At 70.0% G+C, this 23,722-nt stretch carries 22 protein-coding genes and 1 pseudogene; 14 read left to right on the plus strand and 9 right to left on the minus strand.

The genetic code is table 11. The annotated features are described in order from the left end of the window. The 3 genes and pseudogenes from TsocGM_RS16145 to TsocGM_RS16155 all read left to right on the plus strand — a co-directional run. Positions 1–773: ABC transporter ATP-binding protein (locus tag TsocGM_RS16145; protein WP_148114879.1), on the plus strand; the 773-nt coding region annotated here is incomplete at its 5' end. Between the two features lie 880 nt (positions 774–1,653). Next, positions 1,654–1,893, plus strand: coding sequence for a hypothetical protein (locus TsocGM_RS16150; protein ID WP_126726500.1), 240 nt, complete (start codon positions 1,654–1,656; stop codon positions 1,891–1,893). 212 nt (positions 1,894–2,105) lie between these two features. Next, positions 2,106–3,227: pseudogene (locus tag TsocGM_RS16155) on the plus strand (DUF1559 family PulG-like putative transporter). A 158-nt stretch (positions 3,228–3,385) separates the two neighbouring features. On the opposite strand, the gene TsocGM_RS16160 reads toward TsocGM_RS16155, so the two are convergent. After that, positions 3,386–3,565 carry a DUF1328 domain-containing protein gene (locus TsocGM_RS16160; RefSeq protein ID WP_126726501.1) on the minus strand — a complete coding sequence of 60 codons (180 nt, stop codon included), beginning with the start codon at positions 3,563–3,565 and terminating at the stop codon, positions 3,386–3,388. Positions 3,566–3,802: 237 nt separating this feature from the next. Here TsocGM_RS16160 and zwf point away from each other — a divergent pair, with 237 nt between their 5' ends. The 3 genes from zwf to TsocGM_RS16175 all read left to right on the plus strand — a co-directional run bounded on the left by zwf (position 3,803) and on the right by TsocGM_RS16175 (position 7,718). Beyond that, positions 3,803–5,770: a glucose-6-phosphate dehydrogenase gene (gene zwf / locus TsocGM_RS16165; RefSeq protein ID WP_126726502.1), complete on the plus strand. Its 1,968-nt coding sequence runs from the start codon at positions 3,803–3,805 to the stop codon at positions 5,768–5,770. 350 nt (positions 5,771–6,120) lie between these two features. Further along, positions 6,121–7,089: a DUF1559 domain-containing protein gene (locus TsocGM_RS16170; RefSeq protein ID WP_126726503.1), complete on the plus strand. Its 969-nt coding sequence runs from the start codon at positions 6,121–6,123 to the stop codon at positions 7,087–7,089. A 179-nt stretch (positions 7,090–7,268) separates the two neighbouring features. Continuing rightward, positions 7,269–7,718 (plus strand): hypothetical protein, encoded by a 450-nt coding sequence (locus tag TsocGM_RS16175; protein WP_126726504.1) that lies wholly within the window; start codon positions 7,269–7,271, stop codon positions 7,716–7,718. A 62-nt stretch (positions 7,719–7,780) separates the two neighbouring features. Here the strand turns inward: TsocGM_RS16175 and TsocGM_RS16180 are convergent, their stop codons facing one another. From TsocGM_RS16180 to TsocGM_RS16210, 7 genes are all read right to left on the minus strand, one after another. Continuing rightward, positions 7,781–9,190 carry a DUF1501 domain-containing protein gene (locus tag TsocGM_RS16180; RefSeq protein WP_126726505.1) on the minus strand — a complete coding sequence of 470 codons (1,410 nt, stop codon included), beginning with the start codon at positions 9,188–9,190 and terminating at the stop codon, positions 7,781–7,783. Between the two features lie 405 nt (positions 9,191–9,595). Further along, positions 9,596–9,847, minus strand: a complete 252-nt coding sequence (locus TsocGM_RS16185; protein ID WP_126726506.1) for a hypothetical protein — start codon at positions 9,845–9,847, stop codon at positions 9,596–9,598. A gap of 359 nt (positions 9,848–10,206) precedes the next feature. Then, on the minus strand, positions 10,207–12,327 hold the full coding sequence (gene glgX, locus TsocGM_RS16190; protein ID WP_126726507.1) for a glycogen debranching protein GlgX: 2,121 nt from the start codon (positions 12,325–12,327) through the stop codon (positions 10,207–10,209). 160 nt (positions 12,328–12,487) lie between these two features. After that, positions 12,488–12,820 (minus strand): hypothetical protein, encoded by a 333-nt coding sequence (locus TsocGM_RS16195; RefSeq protein WP_126726508.1) that lies wholly within the window; start codon positions 12,818–12,820, stop codon positions 12,488–12,490. A 304-nt stretch (positions 12,821–13,124) separates the two neighbouring features. Then, the gene (locus tag TsocGM_RS16200; RefSeq protein WP_126726509.1) at positions 13,125–13,385 is read right to left on the minus strand and encodes a hypothetical protein; all 261 of its coding nucleotides are present in this window, start codon (positions 13,383–13,385) and stop codon (positions 13,125–13,127) included. 212 nt (positions 13,386–13,597) lie between these two features. Then, positions 13,598–14,488 (minus strand): glycosyltransferase family 2 protein, encoded by an 891-nt coding sequence (locus TsocGM_RS16205; protein ID WP_126726510.1) that lies wholly within the window; start codon positions 14,486–14,488, stop codon positions 13,598–13,600. A gap of 193 nt (positions 14,489–14,681) precedes the next feature. Next, positions 14,682–15,446 carry a hypothetical protein gene (locus TsocGM_RS16210; protein ID WP_126726511.1) on the minus strand — a complete coding sequence of 255 codons (765 nt, stop codon included), beginning with the start codon at positions 15,444–15,446 and terminating at the stop codon, positions 14,682–14,684. 385 nt (positions 15,447–15,831) lie between these two features. Between TsocGM_RS16210 and TsocGM_RS16215 the strand changes: the two genes are divergently transcribed. The 7 genes from TsocGM_RS16215 (at position 15,832) to TsocGM_RS16245 (ending at position 22,629) form a co-directional block, all read left to right on the plus strand. Further along, positions 15,832–16,434, plus strand: coding sequence for a hypothetical protein (locus tag TsocGM_RS16215; protein WP_126726512.1), 603 nt, complete (start codon positions 15,832–15,834; stop codon positions 16,432–16,434). Then, the gene (locus TsocGM_RS16220) at positions 16,422–17,852 is read left to right on the plus strand and encodes a DCC1-like thiol-disulfide oxidoreductase family protein (RefSeq protein ID WP_126726513.1); all 1,431 of its coding nucleotides are present in this window, start codon (positions 16,422–16,424) and stop codon (positions 17,850–17,852) included. The genes TsocGM_RS16215 and TsocGM_RS16220 overlap by 13 nt, the downstream gene beginning before the upstream one ends. Next, on the plus strand, positions 17,849–18,187 hold the full coding sequence (locus TsocGM_RS16225; protein ID WP_126726514.1) for a hypothetical protein: 339 nt from the start codon (positions 17,849–17,851) through the stop codon (positions 18,185–18,187). The genes TsocGM_RS16220 and TsocGM_RS16225 overlap by 4 nt, the downstream gene beginning before the upstream one ends. A gap of 380 nt (positions 18,188–18,567) precedes the next feature. Further along, on the plus strand, positions 18,568–19,401 hold the full coding sequence (locus tag TsocGM_RS16230; RefSeq protein ID WP_233578959.1) for an inositol monophosphatase family protein: 834 nt from the start codon (positions 18,568–18,570) through the stop codon (positions 19,399–19,401). A 155-nt stretch (positions 19,402–19,556) separates the two neighbouring features. Further along, the gene (gene cbiE, locus TsocGM_RS16235; protein ID WP_233578960.1) at positions 19,557–20,810 is read left to right on the plus strand and encodes a precorrin-6y C5,15-methyltransferase (decarboxylating) subunit CbiE; all 1,254 of its coding nucleotides are present in this window, start codon (positions 19,557–19,559) and stop codon (positions 20,808–20,810) included. Between the two features lie 59 nt (positions 20,811–20,869). Continuing rightward, positions 20,870–21,289, plus strand: a complete 420-nt coding sequence (locus TsocGM_RS16240; RefSeq protein ID WP_126726516.1) for a hypothetical protein — start codon at positions 20,870–20,872, stop codon at positions 21,287–21,289. Between the two features lie 158 nt (positions 21,290–21,447). Continuing rightward, the gene (locus TsocGM_RS16245) at positions 21,448–22,629 is read left to right on the plus strand and encodes an alpha/beta hydrolase-fold protein (protein ID WP_126726517.1); all 1,182 of its coding nucleotides are present in this window, start codon (positions 21,448–21,450) and stop codon (positions 22,627–22,629) included. A 57-nt stretch (positions 22,630–22,686) separates the two neighbouring features. On the opposite strand, the gene TsocGM_RS16250 is transcribed toward TsocGM_RS16245, so the two are convergent. After that, positions 22,687–23,043, minus strand: a complete 357-nt coding sequence (locus TsocGM_RS16250) for an ArsR/SmtB family transcription factor (RefSeq protein ID WP_126726518.1) — start codon at positions 23,041–23,043, stop codon at positions 22,687–22,689. Between the two features lie 105 nt (positions 23,044–23,148). Here TsocGM_RS16250 and TsocGM_RS16255 point away from each other — a divergent pair, with 105 nt between their 5' ends. Next, positions 23,149–23,712 (plus strand): hypothetical protein, encoded by a 564-nt coding sequence (locus TsocGM_RS16255; RefSeq protein ID WP_126726519.1) that lies wholly within the window; start codon positions 23,149–23,151, stop codon positions 23,710–23,712. Positions 23,713–23,722 lie beyond the last annotated feature (10 nt).

Here is a 23,722-nt window from a genome sequence, read left to right on the forward strand (position 1 = left end):
AGGCCTACGTCTGCGGCCACTCGATCTACACCGGGGCCAAGGACATCCGCCGGGCGATCGGCTACATGCCCGACTTCTTCGGCGTCTACGACGATATGAAGGTGATCGAGTACCTCGAATTCTTCGCCGCCGCCTACCGGATCACCGGCCCGGCCCGGAAGAAGATCTGCGAGGAGGTGCTCGAGCTGGTCGACCTGACCTACAAGCGCGACGCGCTGGTCACCAGCCTCTCCCGAGGCATGACCCAGCGCCTGGGCCTGGCCCGGGTGCTGCTCCACGACCCCCAGGTCCTGCTGCTCGACGAGCCGGCCTCGGGCCTCGACCCCAGGGCCCGCATCGAGATCCGGGCCCTGCTCAAGGAGCTGAGGACGATGGGCAAGACGATCCTCGTCTCCAGCCACATCCTTCCTGAGCTGGCGGACATCTGCAACAAGATCGGGATCATCGAGCAGGGCCAATTGCTGGTCAACGGCGCCGTCTCGGACGTGATGAAGCAGGTCCGAACCGACGTGGTGCTCAACGTCACCGTCGCCGACCGGATGACCGACGCGGCCGACTTCCTCGAAACGCAGGCCGAGGTGGAGTCGGTCGACGAGAAGACCGACCTGAACGACCGCACCTACCTCGTGGTGAAGATGAAGCCCGAGGTGATCAGCTACGGCTTCCTCGCCCAGCGCCTGATCGAGAACGGCTTCGAGTTGACCCTCTTCCGAGAGGACGAGATCAACCTGGAGACGGCGTTCATGCACCTGACCAAGGGGATCACCAGCTGATCCCGGCGATCGAGGAGCCTTCCCCCAGGGCCGGGGTCGGGCGAGGCCGCTCCGGCCCCGATCCGGCCGGCCCCCGGCGCCGGAGACTCCCCTCCCCCGACCTTCCCGGACCTCGATCAATCCGAGTTCCGCTCTTCCTAAAGCACCCCCCTCGAACCGTCGGCTCCCCGTCGGCCTCCGACGCCCCCCCCTCCGAGCGGGCCAATCCCCTCGGAACTCGCCGGAGGGCCACGCCCTCCCCCAATCCGGACAGGCAGACCGCCCCGCTCCGGGGCCAGTCGGCGTCCAAGCCGGCGAGAGGAACGGTCAACACGCCGACGCCGTTCGCCGTTGCCTCGGACAGAAGGCCGTCCGCTGTCGCTCCTTCAAGGAGGGAGCACCTCCTCATCCCATCGGCCCCTCCCGTCGGGGACGGGGAGTCGGTTCACCCTGGGGACCGCGGGAATCGGTCCAAGGCTCCTCGCACACGACCACCGGACGGAAGGGCCTCGACAAGGGGGAAGCAAGGAGACGAATCAGCACCAGGGGAGTGAATGATTGACGGGGCCGGTCAGCTTGACTAGAATCATACATAGCTACAACCTCCATCCCGAATTCGGGAAAATCCCCCCTGGAAGGTGGCGGGCCCGATCGAGGTCCATTAAGTGGGTCCGCGCTTCGCGGGGCTCCCGATCCGGTCGAGGATGGACAGGACAGTCCCGAGTCATCATCCCCCGCCGGGGGCTGGCCGCGAAGGGGTCGGGCCGGTCCCAGGGGCGTCAAGGGCGCTGTGCGCCCGTCGTCGGCGTCAGTGGTTCTTCCCGAAGGTTTCGCCACCGGCCGCTACCCTCGAGTGGGGCTGTTGCTCTCGTGTTGGCGCGCTCGATGTCCGGGCCGAGGCGTGACCGCAATCAACCTGGAAGCAGATTCCATGAGCGCAATTCCGTTTTGTCGTCGCCTTGTCGCGACCGCGACGCTGGCGATCGCCGCCCTGCCGGGGGTCGGCTGCGGTGGCGGGGACCAGGGGGCCGTGATCGAGTTCCCCGAGGCTTCCGCGCCGCCGAAGTTTGCCGAAGGTGCGCCGGCCACGGGCGACACCGGTGTCATGAGCCAGGGTGACCCGGCCTCGTACTCGCGCTGATCGCCATCGGTCGCGGGGCCGACCGGGTCCTCCTCCCGGGCCGTCGCAACGGGGATCGTCCTGGCGTCGGGCCCGAACCCTCTCGGTCAATCCGATCGGGAGCGCCACGGTCCCGGGTGACGGCCACGTCGCCCGACTCACTCGGTTCGGTTTGGTCCGTGTGGCTCTTGAGTCAATCTCTCCCGCCTCGTCCCCCTCCACAAGGTTTCGAGATGCTGTACTCTGCCATCGTCCGTCCCGGCTCGCGGCGTGGGTTCACGCTGATCGAGCTGCTGGTCGTCATCGCGATCATCGGCGTCCTGATCGCCCTGCTCTTGCCCGCCGTCCAGAGCGCCCGGGAGGCGGCCCGACGCTCGCAGTGCACCAATAACCTGAAGCAACTGGGCCTGGCGCTGCACAACTACCACCAGACCCACGACGCCTTCCCCGGGGCCTACAACGCGGGCCGCTACACCAACGGCACGTTCTCTCCCGGCGGCGCGTGGGGCTGCTTCAGCCCGCAGTCGCTGCTGCTGCCGTTTTTGGAGCAGCAGGCGGTGTATAACTCGATTAACTTCAACTTCATCAACCAGGGCGACAACGGCAACAACTACTTCGGCGAGCGGGCCAACACGACCGCCACTCGGACCCGGGTGGCCACCTTCCTCTGCCCGTCCTCTCCGCTGCCGAGGAACACCAACTTCTGAGGAGTGACCGCCCCGGGGAACAACTACTTCGCCTCGTTCGGCGCCAGCGCCGGGTTCTCAGGCACCTGGAACAACGCCCCCCCCACCGGCCTCTTCCAGTACCTCGGCGCCCCGCTCGGGGTCCGGGACGTGCTCGACGGCACGAGCAACACCGTCGCCTTCGGCGAGTGGCGCACCGGAGACTTCAACAACACGAAGATGTCGATCACCGACGTCGTCAACATTCAGACGACCGTCAACGGCTTCGGCAACAACGACCCGAACTCGAACATGCCCTTCGGCGCCGCGGCGCTGCAGGCGTTCATCCAGACCTGCCAGTCGAGCTGGGCTCCCGTTCCCTCGGGCACCAACCTCGTCAACCGGAGCTGGCTGGGAGAGCAGTGGATCACCGGCATCCCGGGCCGGTCGCTGGGCAACCTGCTCCTGCCGCCCAACCCCAACGGGATCCCCAACTGCATGACCTGCTCCGGCTGTGGCGACTTCGACTCTCCCGGGATGTTCGGCCTGAGCAGCCATCACCCCGGCGGCGCGAATGTCTGCATGGCCGACGGCTCGGTCCGGTTCCTCAAGAACACGACCGCCATCCAGGTCATCTGGGGGATCGCCACCCGGGATCAGGGCGAGGTCGTCTCGGCCGACCAGTACTGATCCCCCCGGGCTCCGAGGGCCGAGGCCGAACGGCCGGCCTCGGCCGCCGAGGAACGCCCGAGATCGCATCGAGACGGCCCGCCCCCGCGATCCTTCGGGGGGCGGGCCGTTGGCGTTGTCGATCCCGGATCCGGGAGGGGTTCCTCCCCGATCGGCAGTCAGGTGACCTTGCGGTAGGCCATCACGCCGAGCACCCCGAGCAGCGCGGCGATCGCCAGGAAGATCAGCACGAGCACCTGGGCCACGTCCGCCGCCCCCTCGGCCACGCCGCCGAACCCCAGCAGGGCGGCGATTCCCGCGATCACCAGCGCGATCAGGGCCCATTTGAGCAACACCATCGGTCCCGCCTCCGCTCCGGGGAATGGGATGGGAGTCGATCGATCCGACTCGCCTCGGGGGGGAGGGCCGATGCAACCGCCGTGCCGAGGGCCGGCGCCGGGTCCTCGCCGACCGGCGCGGGGGAAGGGAGGCGCGGCGGGGAGCCCGCTGGTGTAAGATCCCTTGCCATAGCCCGATCGCATCCCCCTGGCACCATCTCGAACCGCCCCAGCTCGAGCCCCCGGGAGGTTTCCTCGATGGACACGACACGAACCGTCGGTCGTTCTCGGCCGGAGGCGCTGAGCGAGAGCGGCCCGGGAGACTCGTGCATCATGGTCATCTTCGGGGCCTCGGGGGACCTGACCAAGCGGCTCCTCGTCCCGGCGCTGTACAACCTGGCCTGCGACGGCCTGCTGCCGGAGCGGTTCGCGGTGGTCGGCATCGCGCTGGACGAGCTGGACACGGAGGGGTTCCGGGCCCGGATGGCCGAGGACATCCGCCGGTTCAACACGAGGAAGGAGCTGGACGAGGGGCGCTGGTCCTGGCTGGAGTCTCGGCTCCACTACACGACGGGGAACTTCGGGGACGAGTCGGCCTACCTGAGGCTGCGGGAGCTGGTCGAGCAGCTCAACTCCCAGTACAGCGCCGGGGGGAACATACTGTTCTACATGGCGGTGCCGCCGTCGCTCTTCGGCACGATCTCGGAGAAGCTCAACGTGGCCGGGTTCGGGACGTTCCCGGGCTGGAAGCGGATCATCGTTGAGAAGCCGTTCGGCACCGACCTGGCGTCGGCCCAGGCGCTGAACCGGGAGATCCTGGCGCACTGGTCGGAGGACCAGGTGTACCGGGTCGACCACTACCTGGGCAAGGAGACGGTGCAGAACATCCTCGCCTTCCGGTTCGGCAACGAGATGTTCGAGCCGCTGTGGAACCGCAAGCACATCGACCACATCCAGCTGACGGTCAATGAGGCCGTGAGCGTGGAGGGCCGGGGGGGCTACTACGACAAGTCGGGCGTGCTTCGGGACATGATCCAGAATCATATGCTCCAGATGCTCGCCTATGTGTGCATGGAGCCCCCCGCCTCGTTCGCGGCCGACGACATTCGGGACGAGAAGGCGAAGCTGCTCCGAGCCGTCCGGCTGTTCACCCCGGAGCAGGCGCTGGCCAACAGCGTCCGGGGCCAGTACGGCGCCGGCACGAAGGCCGACGGGACGCCGTGCCCGGCCTACCGGGAGGAGCAGGACGTCGCCCGCGACTCGAACACGGAGACCTTCGCGGCGCTGCGGCTGTTCATCGACAACTGGCGGTGGGAGAGCGTGCCGATCTACCTGAGGTCGGGCAAGGCGCTCTGGAAGCGCGGGACCGAGGTGGTGGTGCAGTTCAAGCGAGCGCCCGGGGTGCTCTTCCGGGGGACCCCGTCGGGCCACATGTCGTCGAACCGGCTGGTCTTCCACATCCAGCCCGACCAGGGGATCGAGACGATCTTCCAGGCCAAGGTTCCCGGGCCGGTGATGCGTTTGCAGTCGGTGAACATGCGGTTCAGCTACGGCGACTCGTTTCGGGCGGCCCGGGGCACCGGCTACGAGGTGATGATCTATAGCTGCATGATGGGCGACGCCACGCTCTTCTCGCGCACCGACCTGGTCGAGTCGGCCTGGCGGATCGCCCAGCCGTTCCTCGACGCCTGGGCCAGCCGGCCGGCGCCGGACTTCCCCAACTACGACGCCGGCTCGTGGGGCCCCGTGGCCGCCTACGACCTGCTGGAGCGCGACGGCCGACGCTGGTACGAGGTCATCGACCGCGAGACCCTGGAGCGCGTCCCGCTCTTCCAGGGGGGCGACCCGCTGCTGCTCAACCAGGTCAGCGTGGCGCTTCGCCCCCACGCCGCCTCCCCCGGCGAGGTGATCATCCGCAAGGGGGATCCCGGCGCCGAGATGTACCTGATCAGCCGGGGGGAAGTCGAGGTCGTCGACGGCGAGGGAAAGGTCCTGGCCACGCTACGCGAGGGGGCCTGCTTCGGGGAGATCGCCCTGCTGCTCTCGGAGCACCGCACGGCCACCGTCCGCGCCCGCACCGCCTGCAACCTCTTCGTCCTGGAGCAAGCCGACTTCCGCCGCATCCTCCGCGATCACCCGCAGTTCTGCCAAGCGGTCACCCAGATCGCACAGGAGCGTTACCACAAGTTCATCGACGCCGATCAGCTCACCGCCGAGCTGGATTGAGCCTTCTCCCCGCCCCCGATCCGGGAGCGACGGAGCCTTCCCCCAGCGACCGCGACCATTCCCCGAGCCGGCCGCGCCGGACCCGGGGAGGCGCCCCGAGTCCGGGATCGGATCCGGGATTTTCGTGCGGAACAACCGTGGTCCTTCGCCCGGTTACGGGAGGCGGCCGGGGGCCGAAAACAGTACGGCAAATCGTCATGTTTTTGTCGAAATAAGAAGTGAGCTGGTCCCGATATGGTCCGGGGGTTTTTTTGTTGCTTTTTCCCCGATCAGCCCAAATACTGGTCCCCCCCGGAGGGCGGTACAGCCCAATCCGGCCCCCTTCCCAAGGTCGAACGCGAGGCGAGGATATGCAAAACCGTCGGGATCGAGGCGGTTTCACGCTCATCGAATTGCTTGTGGTGATCGCCATCATCGGCGTTCTCATCGCGTTGCTGCTGCCGGCCGTCCAGTCGGCGCGCGAGGCCGCTCGGCGGGCTCAATGCACCAACAATCTGAAGCAACTGGCCCTGGCCGCCCACAACTACCACGACCAGGTCGGCACCTTCCCCACGGCGCTGTACAAGCACCCGGCCTACGTCACCGACAGCCAGGCCTGGAACAACGCGAGCTGGATCGTGCTGCTGCTTCCCCAGATGGAGCAGCAGTCGGTCTACAACTCCGTGAATTTCAGCATCATGTGGGGGACGAACGTCCTGTTCAACTGGGGTCCGCAGTACTACGGCGAGCAGAACTCGACGGTCCGGACCACGATCATCAACTCGCTGAACTGCCCGTCGGATGATAGCGAGAAGCTGGACAACACCAACGCCGACGAGATTTGGAACGGCCTGGCGGCCGGGACCTCGTACGTCGGCAACATCGGCGACAACTGCCTGGCGTGCAACCCGCCGGCCAACCAGGTGCAGCTCTGCGCCACGGTGGGCTACCCGTGCCGGGGCCCGCAGTTGGCCGACGGCGGCGGCAGCGGCATCTTCTGGCGATACGGCCCCAAGGTGGGGATCAACGCCATTCGGGACGAGACCTCGAACACCTTCCTGATGGGCGAGCAGGTTATGGCCACCACCCGTTGGAATGCCTGGGTGCACGCCAACCAGTCGGTCGGCACCACCGCTATGCCGCTGAACTACACGCTTCGGCCGCCCAACGTGGGGAACTGGACCCACCAGTACACCTTCCGCAGCCTGCATCCAGGCGGTGCGAACTTCGCGATGTGCGACGGCTCGGTTCGGTTCATCAAGGAGTCGATCGCGCTGCCGATCTACCAGGCCGTCAGCACCCGGGCCCAGGGCGAGGTCATCTCGGCCGACCAGTATTGATCTCCCGACTGGTGAGGCGGCGCGACGCCCAACGTCGTCAAGCCGTCGCGATCGCCGTCGCGATCGCCGTCGCCGTTGCCATCGCCGTCGCCCTCCCCTTGAGGACCAGGCCCCTCCCGCCCCCATTCCGGGGGGCGGGCGGGGCCGTTCGCATCCCCGCGTTCCTGGAGACCGAGTCCGTGAGCAACCGTCTTCTCTCCCCGGCCCTCCGGCTCGCCGCCGGGGGATCGCTGTCGATCTGCCTGGCCCTGATCGCCGCCGGCTGCGGCTCCTCGGGGCCGACGATGGGCCGGGTCTCCGGAGTCGTCACCCACGGCGGAGCGCCGCTGACGAAGGGGAACGTCACCTTCGTCCCCGACGACCCGGACGCCCCCTACGCCACCGGCCAGATCGGGCCCGACGGTTCCTATACCCTCGCCACGTCCGAGTTCGGCGATGGGGCCGTGGTCGGTTCCTACAAGGTGGCCATTTCCGGCCTCGGACCGGAGGATGTCCTGGACTACATCCCCCCCGACGCCTCCGACCAGCCGCAGTCCCCGATTTCCCTCAAATATGCCGACGTCAACACGTCCGGGTTGACGGCGACCGTCGAGCGGGGCAGCAACACCTTCAATTTCGACCTGGAGTGACCCGGGCCCTTCCCCGGCGGCGGCGCGGGGCCGCTCCCCCTCGCCGCGCCGGGGGGAGCGGATCAGCCGAAGAGGGCGGTTACCGGGGTTCCCCGGTTGATGGGCAGGGGACGGCCGATGGGGTCGATGATCTCGGTGGCGGGGTCGATTCCCAGGGCGAAGAGGATCGTCGCGGCCAGGTCGGCGGGGCCGACGGGGTTGGAGTCGGGGTAGGCGGCCCAGCGGTCGGAGGAGCCGAAGACCGCTCCTCCTCGGATCCCGCCGCCGGCGAGCACGGCGGAGTAGCAGCGCGGCCAGTGTTCTCGCCCGGCGTTGGCCCGGGTGATCCGGGGGGCCCGGCCGAACTCGCCGACCCAGACGACCAGCGTCTCGTCGAGCAGCCCCCGGGCGGCCAGGTCGTCGAGCAGGGCCGAGAGGCCCCGGTCGGTGGGGGGCATCAGGCGGGTCCTCAGCCCGTTGAAGTTGTCGCCGTGGGTGTCCCAGAAGTTCACGCCGTCGTCGTGCCAGTTGACCGTGACCAGGGGGACGCCCGACTCGACCAGCCGACGGGCCAGCAGCAGGCACTGGCCGTGGATGTGCCGGCCGTAGCGGTCCCGGGTGGCGGGGGACTCCTCGTCGATCCGGAAGGCCCCTCGGGCCTCGGCCGAGAGCAGCGCGTCGAAGGCCCGGGAGCGGTAGTCGGACCAGGCGGGGGCGGCAATCGCGCCGGAGTCGACGCGGGAGAGCAGCGCTCGGCGATCGAGAAGGCGGGCGTCGGGCAGGCCGTCGGGCAGGCGGAGGCCGTCGATCCGGAAGTCGGGGGCGTTCGGGTTGCCGGGGATGAGGAAGGGGTCGAACGCCTTGCCGAGCCAGCCGCCGTGCTGGCCGGGAGCCTTGCCGCCGGGGGCGGCCGGGTGCGAGACGATCCAGGGCATGATGACCGACGGCGGCAAGGCCCCTCCCCGGGGCCGAACCCGGGCGACCAGGGAGCCTAGGTGCGGCCAGTCGTTCGGGGAGGGGCCGTCGGCGTCGGAGTGCGGCCGGGGAGCGAGGTGCCCGGTCTGCAGATGGTGGACGCTGGAGAGGTGGGCCGGGTCGTCGTGCGTCATCGACCGGATGATCGCCAGGCGGTCGGCCCGGGCGGCCAGCATCGGGAAATGCTCGGCGATCCGGACGCCGGGCACGCTCGTCTCGATCGCCCGGAACTCTCCCCGGATCTCCTCAGGGGCCTCCGGCTTGGGATCCCACGTGTCGAGCTGGCTTGGCCCTCCCCAGGCGAAGACCAGGATGCACGCCTTCGCCCGGCCGGTCGTCGTCCGAGGGGGCCCCGGCAGCGCCGCGGCCGACGCCTCCCTCGCCCGGTACAACCCGGGCAGCGCGAGCCCCCCCAGCGCCAGCGCCCCCGCTCGCAGGGCGTCCCGACGCGAGCCGACGGAGGCCAGGAAGGCGTCGCAGCCCGCCCGGCCGGACGATCGGTCGTGGCGTCCGTTCATGTGTCGATCCTCGATGTGATTCGACCGCGAGGCGTGTTGAACCTTCGCTCAACATTCGATCCGCAAGCACTTTAGCATTCCTGCGGGGGGGCTGTCTACCGGCCGGGCCGAGCGGGAAGGGGGGATCGAACCGTCGGCCGCGACGATGACCGGCGGCACCCGGGCGTTTTGCTGCCGTGGAACAGCCGGGAGGGCGGCGAGTGCTTCGGTTCCAGTCTCAAGGAGGGGCCTGCGGGGATCGGAGGAGGCCGAAGGGAAGAGGGGAGGGCCGGACGGCACCGAGGGGGGACGGGTGAGGGGAGGCCGGATCGGGAGGAGGGCGGGCCGGCGATCGGCCCGGGGAGGCCGGGGGCGAATCGACCCCGGCCTCCCCGATGCTCAGGGCATCTGCTCGAGGAAAGCAGCTCAGGCGCCGGGCTCGGCGGGGACCTCCTCGGCCGGGGCGACCTCGATCGCCTCGCCCTCGATGGCCTCACCCTCCATCGCGCCGCCCTCGTCTTCGATCATCTCGTCTCCGAGCGGGGCTCCCTCCATGGCGCCGCCCTCCATCGCGCCACCCTCCGGGGCGGCGGGCTCGGAACCGGCGCAGCCGGCCAGGATCAGGGCGGCGCCGAGGGTCATCGGGAGGCAGGCGAAGCGGAATCGTCGCAGCAACATCGGTGGCTCCAGCTCGGCCCGGGCCGGTGGTGGGATCGGAAGCCTTGGCGCGGGCCCGGGCCCTGGGCGCGCGACCGGCCGGGGGGATGTGGTCGGTCGCGATGACGCCCGATGGACGGCCCCCCTCTGGGCGACGGCCCTCGCCGTCCCGCCCGTCTATTGGCCGGAAGGTAGACGGTCGGCGCCCGGAACGCAAGGGTCCACCGCCCGTCTCGTCGAATCGGCTCGGGAGGAGCCGGTCGGCCGGAGCGGAATCGCTGGCGTCGAGCGTGCGCCCGAGGCCCCTCCGGCCGTCGGCGGGGGATCGGCGAACCGATCGACGTCGCTCCCCAGCGATCGCCGCTGCCGGTCCCGGTGGCTCAGGCCTCGGAGACGAGGATGAGCATCGACCTCGGCGCGAGGCGGTAGCGGTGCAGGACGGGAATGGTCGGCCCCTCGTCCAGGTCGAGGGCGTCCTCGGGGGAGGGCAGGGCGGTGTCAACCGTGCGCCGCCAGCGACGTCCGGAGGGGGAGGCGGGGATGGTGAAGGTGAGCGCCTCCCAGTAGGCGTTGAAGGCGATGTACAGGTCGCGGTCGACGACGCCGGGGCGGTCGCAGCGGCGGCCGTCGAGGGCGAGGGCCAGGGAGTGGCTGTCGAAGCCCCAGTCGGGCTCGCCGGGCTCGACGCCATGCCAGACGATGTCGGGAGGGTGGCCGGCCACCCGTCGCAGGAAGGTCCGGCGGCGCAGGACGGGATGGCGCTTGCGCAGGGCGATCAACCGCTTGACGAACCGGAGGAAGTCGGCGTTCTGTTCGGTCAGGGTCCAGTTGAGCCAGCTCGTCTCGTTGTCCTGGCACCAGGCGTTGTTGTTGCCGCCCTGGGTGCGGAGGAACTCGTCGCCGCCGAGGATCATCGGCACGCCCTGGCTGACCATCAGCGTGGCGAACAGGTTCCTCGCCTGTCGGGCGCGGAGGGCCCGGACGGCGGGGTCGTCGGTCGGCCCCTCGACGCCGCAGTTCCAGGAGCAGTTGTCGTTGTGGCCGTCTCGGTTGTCCTCGCCGTTGGCGAGGTTGTGCTTCTGGTTGTAGGAGACGAGGTCGCAGAGGGTGAAGCCGTCGTGGCAGGTGATCAGGTTGACCGAGTGCAGCGGACCGCGGTCGTGGTAGAGGTCCTCGCTGCCGCAGAGGCGGGTGGCCAGCAGGGGGACCTGGCCGCGGTCCCCTTTCCAGAAGCGTCGGACGTCGTCCCGGTAGTGGCCGTTCCATTCCGACCAGCGGGCGCCGCCGGGGAAGGAGCCGACCTGGTAGAGCCCGGCGGCGTCCCAGGGCTCGGCGATGAGCTTGGTGTCGCGGAGCAGGGGGTCCTCGCTGATCATCTCGACCACGGGGGGCTCGACGAGGACGTGCCCCTTCTTGTCGCGGCCGAGCACCGAGGCCAGGTCGAAGCGGAAGCCGTCGACGTGAGACTCGGCCACCAGGTTGCGCAGGCAGGCGAGGATCAGGTTGCGGACGACCGGGTGGTTGCTGTTGACCGTGTTGCCGCAGCCGGTGAAATTCTGATAGCGCCCGTGGTCGTCGACGAGGTAGTAGAGGCCGTTGTCCAGGCCCCGGAAGCTGTAGGTCGGGCCGCCGTCGCCCCCCTCGGCGGTGTGGTTGAAGACGACGTCGAGCACGACCTCCAGGCCGGCGTCGTGGAAGGAGCGGACCATCCGGCGGAACTCCTCCCAAGGGGCGGTCCGCTCGGGGTTGCTCGCGAAGGCGGCCTTGGGGGCGGCGTAGGCGATCGTGTTGTAGCCCCAGAAGTTCCGGTTGCGCTCGCCGGTGTAGGGGTTGACGAAGGGGCAGTCGGTCTCGTCGAACTCGTCGATCGGCAGCAGCTCGACGGCGGTGACCCCCAGCTCCTTGATATACGGGATCTTCTCCGCCAGGCCGGCGAACGTGCCCGGGTGGCGGACGCCGGAGGAGGGGTGCACGGTGTAGCCGCGCACGTGGATCTCGTAGATGATCGTGTCTTCAAGCGGGATGCGCGGGTGGAGATCGTTGATCCGGTCGAAGTCCGTCGGCATGATCAGGCTCAGCCGGGGCAGGGTGCCCGTCTGGCCCCAGGGAGTGCCGCAGGAGAGGGCTCGGCAGGCGGGGTCGAGCAGGATCTTCGACGGGTCATATCGGTGCGGCCCGCCGCGAGGGCCGTCGACGCGGTAGCCGTAGCAGAAGTCCTCCGGCAGCCCCTCGACTCGGACGTGCCAGTGGTCTCCGGTGCGGTTGAGCCGGGGGTCGAGCGGGATCTCGGCGCGAACGGTGCCGTCGCAGGGCTCGCAGAGCGCCAGGCTGACCGAGGTGGCGTGCCGGCAGATCAGCACGAAGTTCACGCCCCCCTGCACCCGGTTCGCCCCCAGCGGCAGCGGCTCCCCTCGGGCGACGGTCAGCGCGAGATCCCGGAAGTGGTACGTGGCCAGTGCCCCGTTGCGGACCGGGGCGTCTTGGATCGTCGTCGTCGCCATGGCCGGGCACGGCCCTCCGTCCCTCCAGCCCGTCCCGGGCGCGGCGCGAGCGCCGACGCCCCCCGGGCGGTCGGAGGGAACAGTACGACCGAGAGGCTTCGCCGTCAACGCGAACCCGAGGCCCGACGCTCGGGGAAGCCCCTCCCGAGGGATTCCCGAGTCATCGCCGGCCAAAGAGCCGGTGCGACTTCTTGTGGTGCTTGTCCCCAAAGGGCCGGTTGAACCGGAGCAGGTCGAGCGGAGATCGGGCGTACGGGCTTGGCTTCAGGTCCGGCCGGGGGCGGCTGGCGGCGGCGCTGTTGAAGATCGGGGAATAATCGGGTGAGGGGCCGTTGCTCAGGTCGGTCGGGTAGGCCCAGATGGCCGAATCGCCGGCGTAGGGGCCCGAGAACCCGGAATCGGAGCTGGCTCCCCAGAACCACTGGGCCCGTCCCGGAGCGGAGGCCAGCAGGAGCAGGGCCAGGGCGAGGAGCAGGGGGCGGAGCGAGCGCATCGGCGGTGATCCCGGGTGGGCGACCGGGCCGACGCCGCGCCGCTCCTCCCTGCGCGCCGGCCGAGCGGGGCGATCTCGTCCGCGAGCCCCGACGCGGAAGCATACCACATCCCACCCGATCCGCCCCCGGGCCTTCTCTGATCGGCCCGGCTTGGCCCGGCCCGGCCCGGCTTGGCCCGGTCCGGCTCGGTCCTTCCCGCGCCGATCGCCCGACGACCAACGCAACGCCCCCCAGGCCGCCGGGAGGGCCGGCGATCCGGGGGGTGAGGGAAGAACGAGGAGATCACTCCCGAAGGGGAGGGACTCAGGGGGTCGGGGCCGGCTCTTCGGTCACCTCGGCCTCGGGGGCGGCGGTCTCTTCCTCGACGGCCTCGCCCTCGACGGTCTCCTCCTCGACGGCCTCGCCCTCGGCGGGCTCGACGACGGGCTCGGAGATCTCGGCGCCGATGGACTCGTCGGCCGGCGGAGCGGCCTCGTCGGTGGCGCCGCCGCAGCCGGCCAGCAGGGCGGCGGCCAGGGTCAGCGGGGCGAGCTTCAGCAGGTCGATCAGGCGCAGGTTCGTCATCGGAGGCGATTCCTCTCTGAGAGGGACTGCGAGTTCGATTGGCGGAACGGCCCGATGCGGTTCCCCTTCGAACAGGGAGGCCGCGGGGCCGATCGGCCTCCCGACGGCATTGCCGCCGGGCCCGATACCTTGAGATACGGGGCTCGGGCCTCCGAGCGTTGGAACCTGTCCCCGAAAACCGAAGGAGTGCGGACCCTGGGCCGCCCGGCCGGTCAGTCGGCGAAGGCGTAGCGGAGGATGCAGTAAAGGGCGCGCAAGCCGTCTCGGAGGGGACGGATGTGCTTGCCTTCCTCGAAGCTTCGGCCGTGATAGGAGACGGGAGTCTCGTAGATCCGGCATTTCCGTCCTCGGCGACCGTTCGCGTCGGGGAAGCGGAAGCGGGCGACCTTGGCGGTGACCTCGGGCTCGAAACCGAAGCGGTCGCTCTTCAGGGTGATCCCCTGGAGCACCTCGCGGCGGAAGACCTTGTAGCAGACCTCCATGTCGGTCAGGTTCAGGTTGGTGAACATGTTCGAGAGGAAGGTCAGCCCCTGGTTGGCCACCGCGTGCCAGAACAGATGCACCCGGTGGGTTTCGCCGATGAACCGGGAGCCGAAGACCACGTCGGCCCGGCCGTCGACGATCGGCTCGATCAGCCGGAGGTACTCGGCCGGATCGTACTCCAGGTCGGCGTCCTGCACGATCACCAGATCGCCGGTGGCGTGCGCGAACCCGGTGCGCAGCGCCGCCCCCTTGCCGCGGTTCCGCTCGTGGAAGAGGATCGTCAGGTCCGGCTGCGGGTCCTCCCCCTCCGGACGCCACCGGCGGAGCAGGTCCCGGGTGCCGTCGGTCGAGCAGTCGTCGATGAGGATGATTTGCTTGGCGATCGGCGTCTCCCGGACGCGGCGGAGGATCTCCTCAATCGTCCTTCGCTCGTTGTAGACGGGGATGACGACCGACAGCACCAGGTCGTCGGGCACGTGGAACAACCCCAGCCGACGGCAATTGGCCTCTCCCAGCGCGTCCATCAGCCAGTCCAGGCGGGCCTTCGGATCCTCGGGGGGCCGGGTGTCGGGGCCCAATCCCGAGATCGAGGGGCGTTCGGGGGAGGAAGTCGGATCCATCGTTCGGGCGATCCTCGGCGGTGAGGCGGGTTGGGGCCCCTCGTCGTGGGGGCCGATCGCAGGCCCCACTCTATACCCCCGACCGCTCGGGTCGCAAAGGCCACCCGTCTGCCTCTCCCCGCGCAGGCCGACGGCCCGAGAAGGCCGCGGAAAGCCGTCTCGGGCCGTCGGGCGGAGCGGGCCGGCAGTCTGGTCAGGGGGTCGGGATGGACAACTCATCGCCGACCGGAGGGGTGCTCTCCGGCACCTCGGGGGCCGGGGCCGGCTCCAGCTCCGGTGCCGGCGCCGGAGCCGGCTCGGTCTCCGGCTCGGCCGGAGGGGCGGTCTCGGCGGGCTCCTCGGTGGCCGGGGCCTCCATCACCTCGCCGGCCGAGTCTCCCCCCTTGCTCGGGGAGGTCAGGATGGCCGACTTCTGCGGCGTCGCGTACCCGGCCTGCGGCGAAACAGCGGGCGTGTAGGTCCCATACACCGGCATCCCGAACGCCGCCACGCCCATCGACCCGGCATAGCAGGACGAGTAGCAGGCGTCATAGCCGACCGAGTAGCACGAGCTATAGCAGGCGTCGTGGAAGACCGGCCCGTAGCAGGCCGCATAGCAGGCGTCGAAGTACGCGTGCTTCTTGTGCCCGCCGAAGAGCCCCTTGAGGCACGAGAACAGCCCGCACCCGTGCTTCGTCGTGTAGCACGAATCGTAGCAGGCGTCATAGCAGGCGGAGTAGCACGAGTCATAGCAGGCATCATAGCAGGCACCGTACGGGCCCATCTTGAACCCGCCGCCGTAGCAGGCCGAGTAGCAGGAGCTGTAGCACGAGTCGTAACCCGAGCTGTAGCAGGAGCTGTAGCAGGCCGAGTAGCACGAGTCGTAGCAGGAGCTATAGCAGGCGTCGTACGAGGAGTGACCGCCGTGGTGGCAGCCCATCCCGCTCAGCGCCAGGAGCATGATCATGGTGCCCTGCATCGCTTCGATTCTCCCGTGGGTTGCGAGTCGAGGTGATCCGGGTGGGAATGTCCGGCCCTGAGAAGCCGCGAAACCTGTGCCGAATGGGTGATTTCGCACGCCGGGCGGGCACCGCCGACCATCTTGGAAAACCGATGCGCCCTGCCCAGCTTCCCCGTCATGTCCAACCGGAACGGACAGGTGAGCCATCGCAGATTCTAATCCCCGCCAATTCGTCATTCAACCAGTTTCTGTGAATTTGGCGACTTGGGGAGATTGTGGAGAATTGCGGCGATTGTGCCACGTTTTCTCCGGTTCGGGCCGAGGCGCTCCCCGATCGGGTAAGATTGCCCCAGGGGCCGCTTCGGGTCGGCCGGGCCCCGGACCAATCGGGGGGGGGGACGCGATGGCTCGACCGGAATCGGGGGAGGGGGGGGCCGGCTGGCCGGGGTGGGCGAAGCTCGGCGTCTCGGCGCTGCTGGTCCTGCACGGGACGGCGGTGGTGGCGGCCGTCCTGGCGGCCTCGCCGTCTTCGGGCCTGCAGCGGGCGGTCGCCGATCAGTTCCGTTGGTACTACCAGTTGCTCGACCAGGGCTACACGTACCGCTTCTACACCGCCGGCGCTCCTCCGACCCCGATCCTCTTTGCCGAGCTGGAGTTCGAGGACGGCCGATCGGAGGAGATCCGCGTTCCCGACCGCTCCCAGGCCCCTCGCTTGCGCTTCCAGAGGCATCTGGCGATCGCCTACCACCTGTTCGAGGACGTCCGCCGCGCTCCCCGAGACCCCGACACCGGCGACAGCCGGAGCCGGTGGGCCGCCTCCTACGCCCGGCATCTCTGCCGGGAGCACCCCGGTTGCCGCCGCGTGACCCTGTTCTTGCAGGACCACCTCAACCCGTCCCCCCGGGAGCTGGTCGAGGCCGCTCGGGAGGGCCGGACGATCGACGTTGAGGACCCGCGCTACTACGGCGATCGCCTCCGGATCGGAGCCTACTCGTGCGACGACTGATCACCGGCCCGGCCTCGTACCTCGCCGACCTCGGCCGATCGACCGTTCGGGGGTGGGACGCCTTCTTTTTCCGACCCGCCGACCCCACCCCGGTGGGCCTGATCCGACTGGGCCTGGGCCTCATCCTGCTCTGGGACTTCGCCGTCCTCGGCCTGGACCTGAACGCCTTCCTCGGCTCGGCCGGCTGGGCCGACCCGGAGGCGGTCGCCTTCTTCCGGAACGGCGCCGGAGAGCGCTGGAGCTGGTCGCTCTGGTCGCTCGTGCCCGACTCCCTGCTGGTGCCGGCCTATGCCGCCTGCCTGGTCGTGCTGCTGCTGTTCACCGTTGGGCTCTGGAGCCGGGTGACGGCGGTGCTGGCCTGGATGATCGTGGTTTCGACCGTCCGTCGGGCGCCGGTGATCCACTTCGGCTTCGACATGGCCGTGTCGATGGTGCTGCTGTACCTCGCCGCCACCGGGTCGAGCGGGCAGGCGATGTCGCTCGATCGGTTCGTCTCCCGATGGCGGAGGATCCGGCGAGAGGTCGACCGCTCCCGCTCTGCCCGGCCGCTCGACGGGCCGATCGGAGACGGCACCCCGGCCCCTTCCGTCTCGGCGAACCTCTGCCTGAGGCTGATCCAGCTCCACCTGTGCGTCATCTACGGCCTGGCCGGCCTGGCGAAGCTCCAGCACCCGATCTGGTGGGAGGGCTGGGCCTTCGGCTCCCTGCTTGGCTACGCCGAGTTCCGCCCGGTCGACCTGACGTGGCTGGCCCGCTGGCCGATGCTCCTGATGGTCTTCTCGCACGGGGCGCTCTGGCTGGAGATCACCTACCCGGTGCTCGTCTGGCCGAGGCCGCTCCGGCCGCTGATCGTCTCCCTGACGATCTCGCTCCACCTGGGCATCGCCGTCACGATGGGCCTGTACGAGTTCGCCGCGGCGATGATCGTGGCGAACCTGTCCTTCGCCTCCGGCCCTTGGCTCCGGAGCCTGGTAGCCGGTCGTGATCCCGAGCCCCTTCGGGTCGTCTTCGACGGCGCGTCCCCGCGCTGCCGAGCAGCGGTGGCGATCGCCTGCTCGGGAGACCCGGCCCGGACGGTCGAGTGGATCGACCTGACGGCCAGCGACGTCGTCGCGGTCCACCCGGCGCTCTCGGAGGAGCGTTGTCAGGAGGGGGTCATGGCCGTCGGCCCGGGGGACCGGATCCGATCGGGCTTCGGCGCGGTGGTCGCCGTGGCTCGCCGGGTGCCCTTGCTCTGGCCGCTGGGGCTGCTCGGTGCGTTGCCCGGCGTCGCCGAGCTGGGCGGGATGCTCTACAATACGATCGCGAAGGATCGGCCCCGGGATCCGTCGCGCACCGGCCCGGTTCCGGCCGGTCGTCGCCCCGAGGCCGGGCCTCCCCCGAGGAATCGCCCCGAGAAGCCGAAGGCGAGACGATGATCCGAGACCCGAACGCCCCGCTGCCCGATCCCGAGGAGACGCTCGTCCCTCGCGTCTTCCTCCGGGAGCCCGGCTGGAAGGTCGGGATGAAGGTCGGCAGCGAGCGCGAGTTCTGCCACGCCATCGCCCCCGGCGACGACGCCTACCACCGCCTCTCCGACGGCGAGCTGTTCGTCTACTCCCCCGAGGAGAAGCTCTGCCTTCCCTGCGCCGAGCGTCGGGGCCTGCTCCACTTCGAGCCCAAGCGGCTCCGCAATTCCATGCAGACCTTCGAGATGGGCGGCCCGGCCCAGGCGGGCGACACCTTCAAGATCGTCGATCCCGACGACGAGTGATCGGCTTGGTCAGTCCGGGATCGCCAGGTTGACCAGCGAGGCGATCCCCCCAGGACGGCCAGCCGGGGCAGAGGCCCGCCTTGTCCGCTGGCGAGCGTCGGCCCATTTGGGGGGCCTCCGGCCCGCTCCCCCGTTCACCAACGCGCCGGGCCCGGGACGATCGTGGGCGCGATCGTCCGCGGGCGGATCCGATCGGAACGCGCTCAAGGCCGCTCCAAGACGCCGACGGTGCCGCGTCTTCCGCGTCGGCTTCAGCGACACGGTCTCGCCGAGCGGCCGGCAATTCGCGTGGTGTCCGGTCCGGCCCGCTCCTCCGCGACGGCTCCGGGGCGCCCGGCCTTCGCTCGAGGGCTTCTCAGCCGGCCGCTCGATCGCATACCATGCCCCCTGGACCCTCCGCCTCTGTTCCCCTCCCCACCGCCATGCCCCCCACCGACCGTTACGCCGTCGAGCTCGACTTCGCCAGAGCGATCGCCTCCGAGGCCGCCGAGATTGCCCGATCCCGATGCGACCGCGTCCGACCGCAGGAGAAGGAGAACCTCAGCTACGTCACCGACCTGGACCACGACCTCGAGCGTCTGATCCGGGACCGCCTCGCCTCCCGGTTCCCCGACGACGTTCTCACCGGCGAGGAGTATGAGAACGCCGGCGGCTCCGGCCCCCGCCGCTGGTCGATCGACCCGATCGACGGCACGGGCAACCTCGTCCACGGCCTGCCCGTCTGGGCCGTCAGCATCGGGCTGATCGACGACGGCGTGCCCGCCGTGGGAGTCATCGCCCTCCCCCCGCTGGGAGAGCTGTACTGGGCCACCCTCGGCGGCGGCTCCTGGCGAGACGGCCAGCCCATCCGCTGCTCCCCCGACCGGGACGACTTCCACGACCAGGACAACGTCTGCGTCGGCACCAACGCTCTCCGGGAGATCGACCCCCGCACCGTCGTCGGCCGCCTGCGCGACCTCGGCTCTTGCTGCGCCGAGCTGGCCTGGGTTTCCTGCGGACGACTGGTCGCCGTCTGCCACCTGGGCGAGCGGGCCCACGACCTCGCCGCCGGCGCCGTCATCGCCTCCGAGGCCGGCTGCCGCTTCGGCACCCTCGACGGCCGGGAGCTTTCCCCCGCCGAGCTGATCGCGTCCACCCCCATCCGGGTTCCCACCTTCACCGCCCCTCCCCGTCGGCTGAAGGCGCTGATGGCCCGAACGAAGCGGCTCCCCTGAGCCAGGGACCTTCCGACCCCGGGGGCACTCCCGACGCCGGGGCACGCCTGACTGGCGGGATGCCCCCCGGATCCCTACCCTGGAACGAGCCGGGGGATGCTCTCGAACTCCGGCGCTCCTGTTCGATCCGATCAGCGGAAGGGGGGCCGATCGCGGTGGCCGAATCGAGCAAGCTCGTGATCGTGGGGGTCGGCGACGACGGCCTGTCCGGCCTGACGGAGCCGGCCCGGGCGGTGATCCTCGGCTCGGATCTGATCCTCGGGGCGCCCGCCGCCCTGAAGGCGGTCGAGGAGGCCGAGGGGCGCAAGTGGGAACTCTCCAGCGACATGACCGAGGCCGTTGAGCAGGTCCGAGAGGCCTTGCGCGCCGATCGGCCCGTGATGGTCAGCACCGGCGACCCGCTCTTCTACGGCATCGCCCGCTTCCTCTTCGACCGGCTGGGCGAGGATCGGTTCGAGATCATCCCCCATGTGAGCAGCATGCAGCTCGCCTTCGCCCGGGTGAAGGAGAGCTGGGACGACGCCTACCTCGCCGACCTCGGCGCCCGGCCGCTGGAGGCGATCGTCGCCCGCATCCGGCACGCCGAGAAGGTCGGCCTGTTCTCCTCCGATCGCTGCCCGCCGGCCCGGCTCGCCCGGGCGCTGCTCGACCGGGGGATCGACGACTTCCGCGCCTTCGTGTGCGAGCACCTCGGCTCCCCCGACGAGCGCGTCACCCGAGCCTCGCTCTCCGAGCTGGCGGAGCTGGAGTTCGACCCGCTCCACGTACTCATCCTGGTTCGGTCCCCGGACCTCGCCTCGAAGGCCGACCGCTTCGCCTCCCGCCTGCGCTTCGGCAACCCCGACGACCTCTTCTCCCAGAACCAGCCCCGACGGGCGCTGGTCACCACCGCGGAGGTCCGAGCCCTCGCCCTGGCCCAGTTGAACATCCGGGCCGACTCGATCGTCTGGGACGTCGGCGCCGGCTCGGGCTCGGTCGCGGTCGAGGCCGCGCAGCTCGCTCCCCAGGGGCGCGTCTTCGCCATCGAGCCGAGGGCCGACGACCTGGCCCTGATCCCCGTCAACGCCGAGCGCTTTGGCGTCTCGAACGTCGTCCCCGTCTCCGGTCGAGCCCCCGAGGCCCTGGCCGACCTGCCCGACCCCGACGCCGTGTTCGTCGGCGGCACCGGCCGGCACGTCGGCACGATTCTCCGGGCCGCCTTCTCCCGGCTGAAGCCCGGCGGCCGGATGGCCGTCAACGTCGCCTCGGTCGAGGCGCTGGTCGACGCCCACCGGCTGCTCAAGGACCTCACCCGGGACCTCCTGTTCTGGGACGTCCACCTCTCTCGGGGCGTCGAGCAGCTCGACCGCCTCCGGTTCCAGGCCATCAACCCCAGCTACCTCCTCGCCGCCGGCAAGTCGGCCGAGTGATCCCCCCGTCCTCCCCGACCCGCTCCCCTTTCTTCCCCCGATCGAACGGAGACGACTCGATGGGCCACTGGGGCGTCCGCAGCTACGAGGTCGATGAGGCGAACGACGCCCTCGACCTGGCCTTCGAGCGCGTCCACGGCCGCCGCTACGACGAGCTGATGAGCGACCGGAACCCGACGCCGGTCGAGCAGATCCACCGCCAGCTCGCCGACGCCCGGACGCTCGCCGCCGCCCTCGACGCCCTCCGCGACGACCACGGCGACGATCTCGACTCCTGGGACGACGTCGCCCGGCTGGCCCTCTGCGGCGTCGTCGTGCTCCATGCCGAGCTGGGCGTCCCCGTGCCCGACGACCTTCGAGACCGCGCCGCCTCCTGGCTCGAAGCCGAGGAACTCGACTGGGACCCCCAGCCCAAGCGAGACGCCCGACGCCGCCGCGAGATCGAGCTGCTCCGCCGCCCCTGCCCCGACTCCCCCTGATCCGAGCCGGCCGATCCGGGGTTCGATCGGCCTGTCGCCCTGCGGCGGCGGCTCTCCCCGGCGCTGGCGGCCGATTCCCCGGACGACGGCGAGGGCCAGGGGCCCTCGCTCCCTCGCGACGACGACCCGAACCCACTTCCCCGGATCGAGGACGACCCATGACCGCATCGAGCCGCTGGATCCTCGCCCTGTCGTTGTTCGCCTCCCCGGCCCTCGCCGCCCCGCAGCAGGGGCCGGGCGCCCGGCCTCCCGAGTTCTCCTCCCCCGAGGTGAAGGAGGACCGGACCGTCGTGGTCCGCCTCTTCGCCCCCGAGGCGGACGAGGTCCGCTTCTCCAGCAGCGACCTCCCCTCCGACACCCCCTTCGGCCGGGGGGTCGCGATGACCAAGGACGACCGAGGGGTCTGGGAAGCCACCCTCGGCCCCGTCCCCCCCGGCTCGTACCGCTATACCTTCCAGGTCGACGGGATTCCGGTCGTCGACCCGCGCAACCCGACGACCAGCGAATCGAATATGAACACGTGGAGCCTCGTCACCGTCCCCGGCTCCCCCGTCTCCGACCTGAAGGACGTCCCCCACGGCGCCGTGGCCGAGGTGCACTACCGCTCGGAATCGCTCGACCGCTTCCGGAGGATGCACGTCTACACCCCCCCCGGGTACGAGTCTGGGGAGGGAGAATACCCCGTGCTCTACCTGCTGCACGGCGCCACCGACTCCGACGCCTCCTGGAGCAGCGTCGGCCGAGCCGGGCTGGTGCTCGATAACCTGATCGCCGCCGGAGAGGCCGAGCCGATGATCGTCGTCATGCCGATGGGGCACACCGGCCCCTTCTCGTTCGGCCCCGGCGGCTCGTCGTTCGAGCGGCAGATGGAGGAGTTCGTCACCGACTTCATCGCCGACGTCCGGCCGCTGGTCGAGCGCACCTACCGCGTCTCCGACGATCGCCGCCACCGAGCCATCGCCGGGCTGTCGATGGGGGGCGCCCAGACGTTGGAAATCGCCATGAGGCAACTGGCCGACTACGGCTACGTCGGCGTCTTCAGCTCCGGCGTCTTCGGCCTCGACCGCCAGGGGCCCGGCGGCGGCGGCGACGCTCGCGGGCCGTCCTGGCAGCAGCGCCACCAGGCCGCCCTCGACGACCCCGACCTCCGAGACGGCCTCCACCTGCTCTGGTTCGCCACCGGTCGGGAGGACTTCCTGCTGAACACCACCCGGGCCACCGTCGACCTCTTCAAGGAGAAGGGCTTCGACGTCACCTTCGAGGAAACCGACGGCGGCCATACCTGGATCAACTGGCGGGAGCACTACCTCCCCGACTTCGCCCGGCAGCTCTTCCGCTGAGCAAGGCCCCGTCGGGCGGCCGGACCGCAACCCGCCGCCCGACGATCCCTCCCGGCCTTACGGCGACGCCTTGCTCCAGCCGCTCAGCAGCGTCCGGTGCCGCTCCACCTCCTGCTCAGCCTCCTGCACGATCGTCTCGCAGACGAGCTTGCAGAGCCGCTCCACCAGCGGGTCATCCACCCGGTAGAAGACCTGCAACCCCTCCTTCCGCCGCGCCACCAGGCCCGCGTCGGCCAGCATCTTCAGGTGCTTGGAGACGTTCGCCTGGTTGCGCCCCGTCTCCTCCACCACCCGGCTCACGTTCCGCTCCCCCCCCATCAGGGCGCGCAGGATCGCCAGCCGGGTCGGATCGGCCAGCATCCGGAACTTCTCCGCCATCAGGTCGAGGAACTCGTCGGGGATCGCGGGGTGCATCTTGACTGAATAACCGATCTGGAATATAGTTGGTCAAGCGTCCTGGGATATTTTAGCACGGCGATCAAGCCCGGGCCTGTTTCGGGAGCGGAGGAGGGCAGGACGATGGGGACCATCGCGACGGCCATCGCGGCCATCTTGCTGAGCAACCCGGCGCTGACGATGCCGCAAGGTCCTCCGCACGGGCGGGGGCCCGGCGGCCTCGGCCTGCACGGCGGGCCGATGGGCCGGGGCCTGGGGATGATGGCCCGGGGGATGTCGGCCGAGGAGCACGGTAACATCCACGCCCTGCTCAGTGCCCACGAGACGATCGAGCGGACCGTGGAGGAGATCCCCGGGGGGGTGCTGACGAGGACCGTCACCTCGGATCCGGCGCTGGTGGACGTTTTGCGGGAGCACGTCCGGCAGATGTCCGCCCGGCTGGACCGCGGGCGGCCCGTCCGGATGTGGGACCCGGTCTTCCGGGACGTCTTCGCCCACGCCGACGCCATCACGATGGCCTGGGAGGAGATCGAGGGGGGGATCGCCGTGTCGGAGACGAGCGACGACCCCGAGGTCGTCCCCCTGATCCGGGCTCATGCGAAGACGGTCAACGCGTTCGTCGCTGGCGGCTTCGAGGAGGCTCGTCCTCCCTGGGCGGGCCGGGGAATGGGGGAGCGGCAACCATGATCGCCGAACT

The organism is Tautonia sociabilis (assembly GCF_003977685.1).
Taxonomy (GTDB): domain Bacteria; phylum Planctomycetota; class Planctomycetia; order Isosphaerales; family Isosphaeraceae; genus Tautonia; species Tautonia sociabilis.

Coding starts and splice junctions, on each gene's coding strand:
- TsocGM_RS16215 (WP_126726512.1), top strand. CDS start 15,832: ATGGCTCGACCGGAATCGGGGGAGGGGGGGGCCGGCTGGCCGGGGTGG.
- TsocGM_RS16200 (WP_126726509.1), bottom strand. CDS start 13,385: ATGACGAACCTGCGCCTGATCGACCTGCTGAAGCTCGCCCCGCTGACC.
- TsocGM_RS16250 (WP_126726518.1), bottom strand. CDS start 23,043: ATGCACCCCGCGATCCCCGACGAGTTCCTCGACCTGATGGCGGAGAAG.
- glgX (WP_126726507.1), bottom strand. CDS start 12,327: ATGGCGACGACGACGATCCAAGACGCCCCGGTCCGCAACGGGGCACTG.
- TsocGM_RS16210 (WP_126726511.1), bottom strand. CDS start 15,446: ATGCAGGGCACCATGATCATGCTCCTGGCGCTGAGCGGGATGGGCTGC.
- TsocGM_RS16230 (WP_233578959.1), top strand. CDS start 18,568: ATGCCCCCTGGACCCTCCGCCTCTGTTCCCCTCCCCACCGCCATGCCC.
- zwf (WP_126726502.1), top strand. CDS start 3,803: ATGGACACGACACGAACCGTCGGTCGTTCTCGGCCGGAGGCGCTGAGC.
- TsocGM_RS16160 (WP_126726501.1), bottom strand. CDS start 3,565: ATGGTGTTGCTCAAATGGGCCCTGATCGCGCTGGTGATCGCGGGAATC.
- TsocGM_RS16205 (WP_126726510.1), bottom strand. CDS start 14,488: ATGGATCCGACTTCCTCCCCCGAACGCCCCTCGATCTCGGGATTGGGC.
- TsocGM_RS16255 (WP_126726519.1), top strand. CDS start 23,149: ATGGGGACCATCGCGACGGCCATCGCGGCCATCTTGCTGAGCAACCCG.
- TsocGM_RS16185 (WP_126726506.1), bottom strand. CDS start 9,847: ATGTTGCTGCGACGATTCCGCTTCGCCTGCCTCCCGATGACCCTCGGC.
- TsocGM_RS16180 (WP_126726505.1), bottom strand. CDS start 9,190: ATGAACGGACGCCACGACCGATCGTCCGGCCGGGCGGGCTGCGACGCC.
- TsocGM_RS16245 (WP_126726517.1), top strand. CDS start 21,448: ATGACCGCATCGAGCCGCTGGATCCTCGCCCTGTCGTTGTTCGCCTCC.
- TsocGM_RS16225 (WP_126726514.1), top strand. CDS start 17,849: ATGATCCGAGACCCGAACGCCCCGCTGCCCGATCCCGAGGAGACGCTC.
- TsocGM_RS16240 (WP_126726516.1), top strand. CDS start 20,870: ATGGGCCACTGGGGCGTCCGCAGCTACGAGGTCGATGAGGCGAACGAC.
- TsocGM_RS16195 (WP_126726508.1), bottom strand. CDS start 12,820: ATGCGCTCGCTCCGCCCCCTGCTCCTCGCCCTGGCCCTGCTCCTGCTG.
- TsocGM_RS16170 (WP_126726503.1), top strand. CDS start 6,121: ATGCAAAACCGTCGGGATCGAGGCGGTTTCACGCTCATCGAATTGCTT.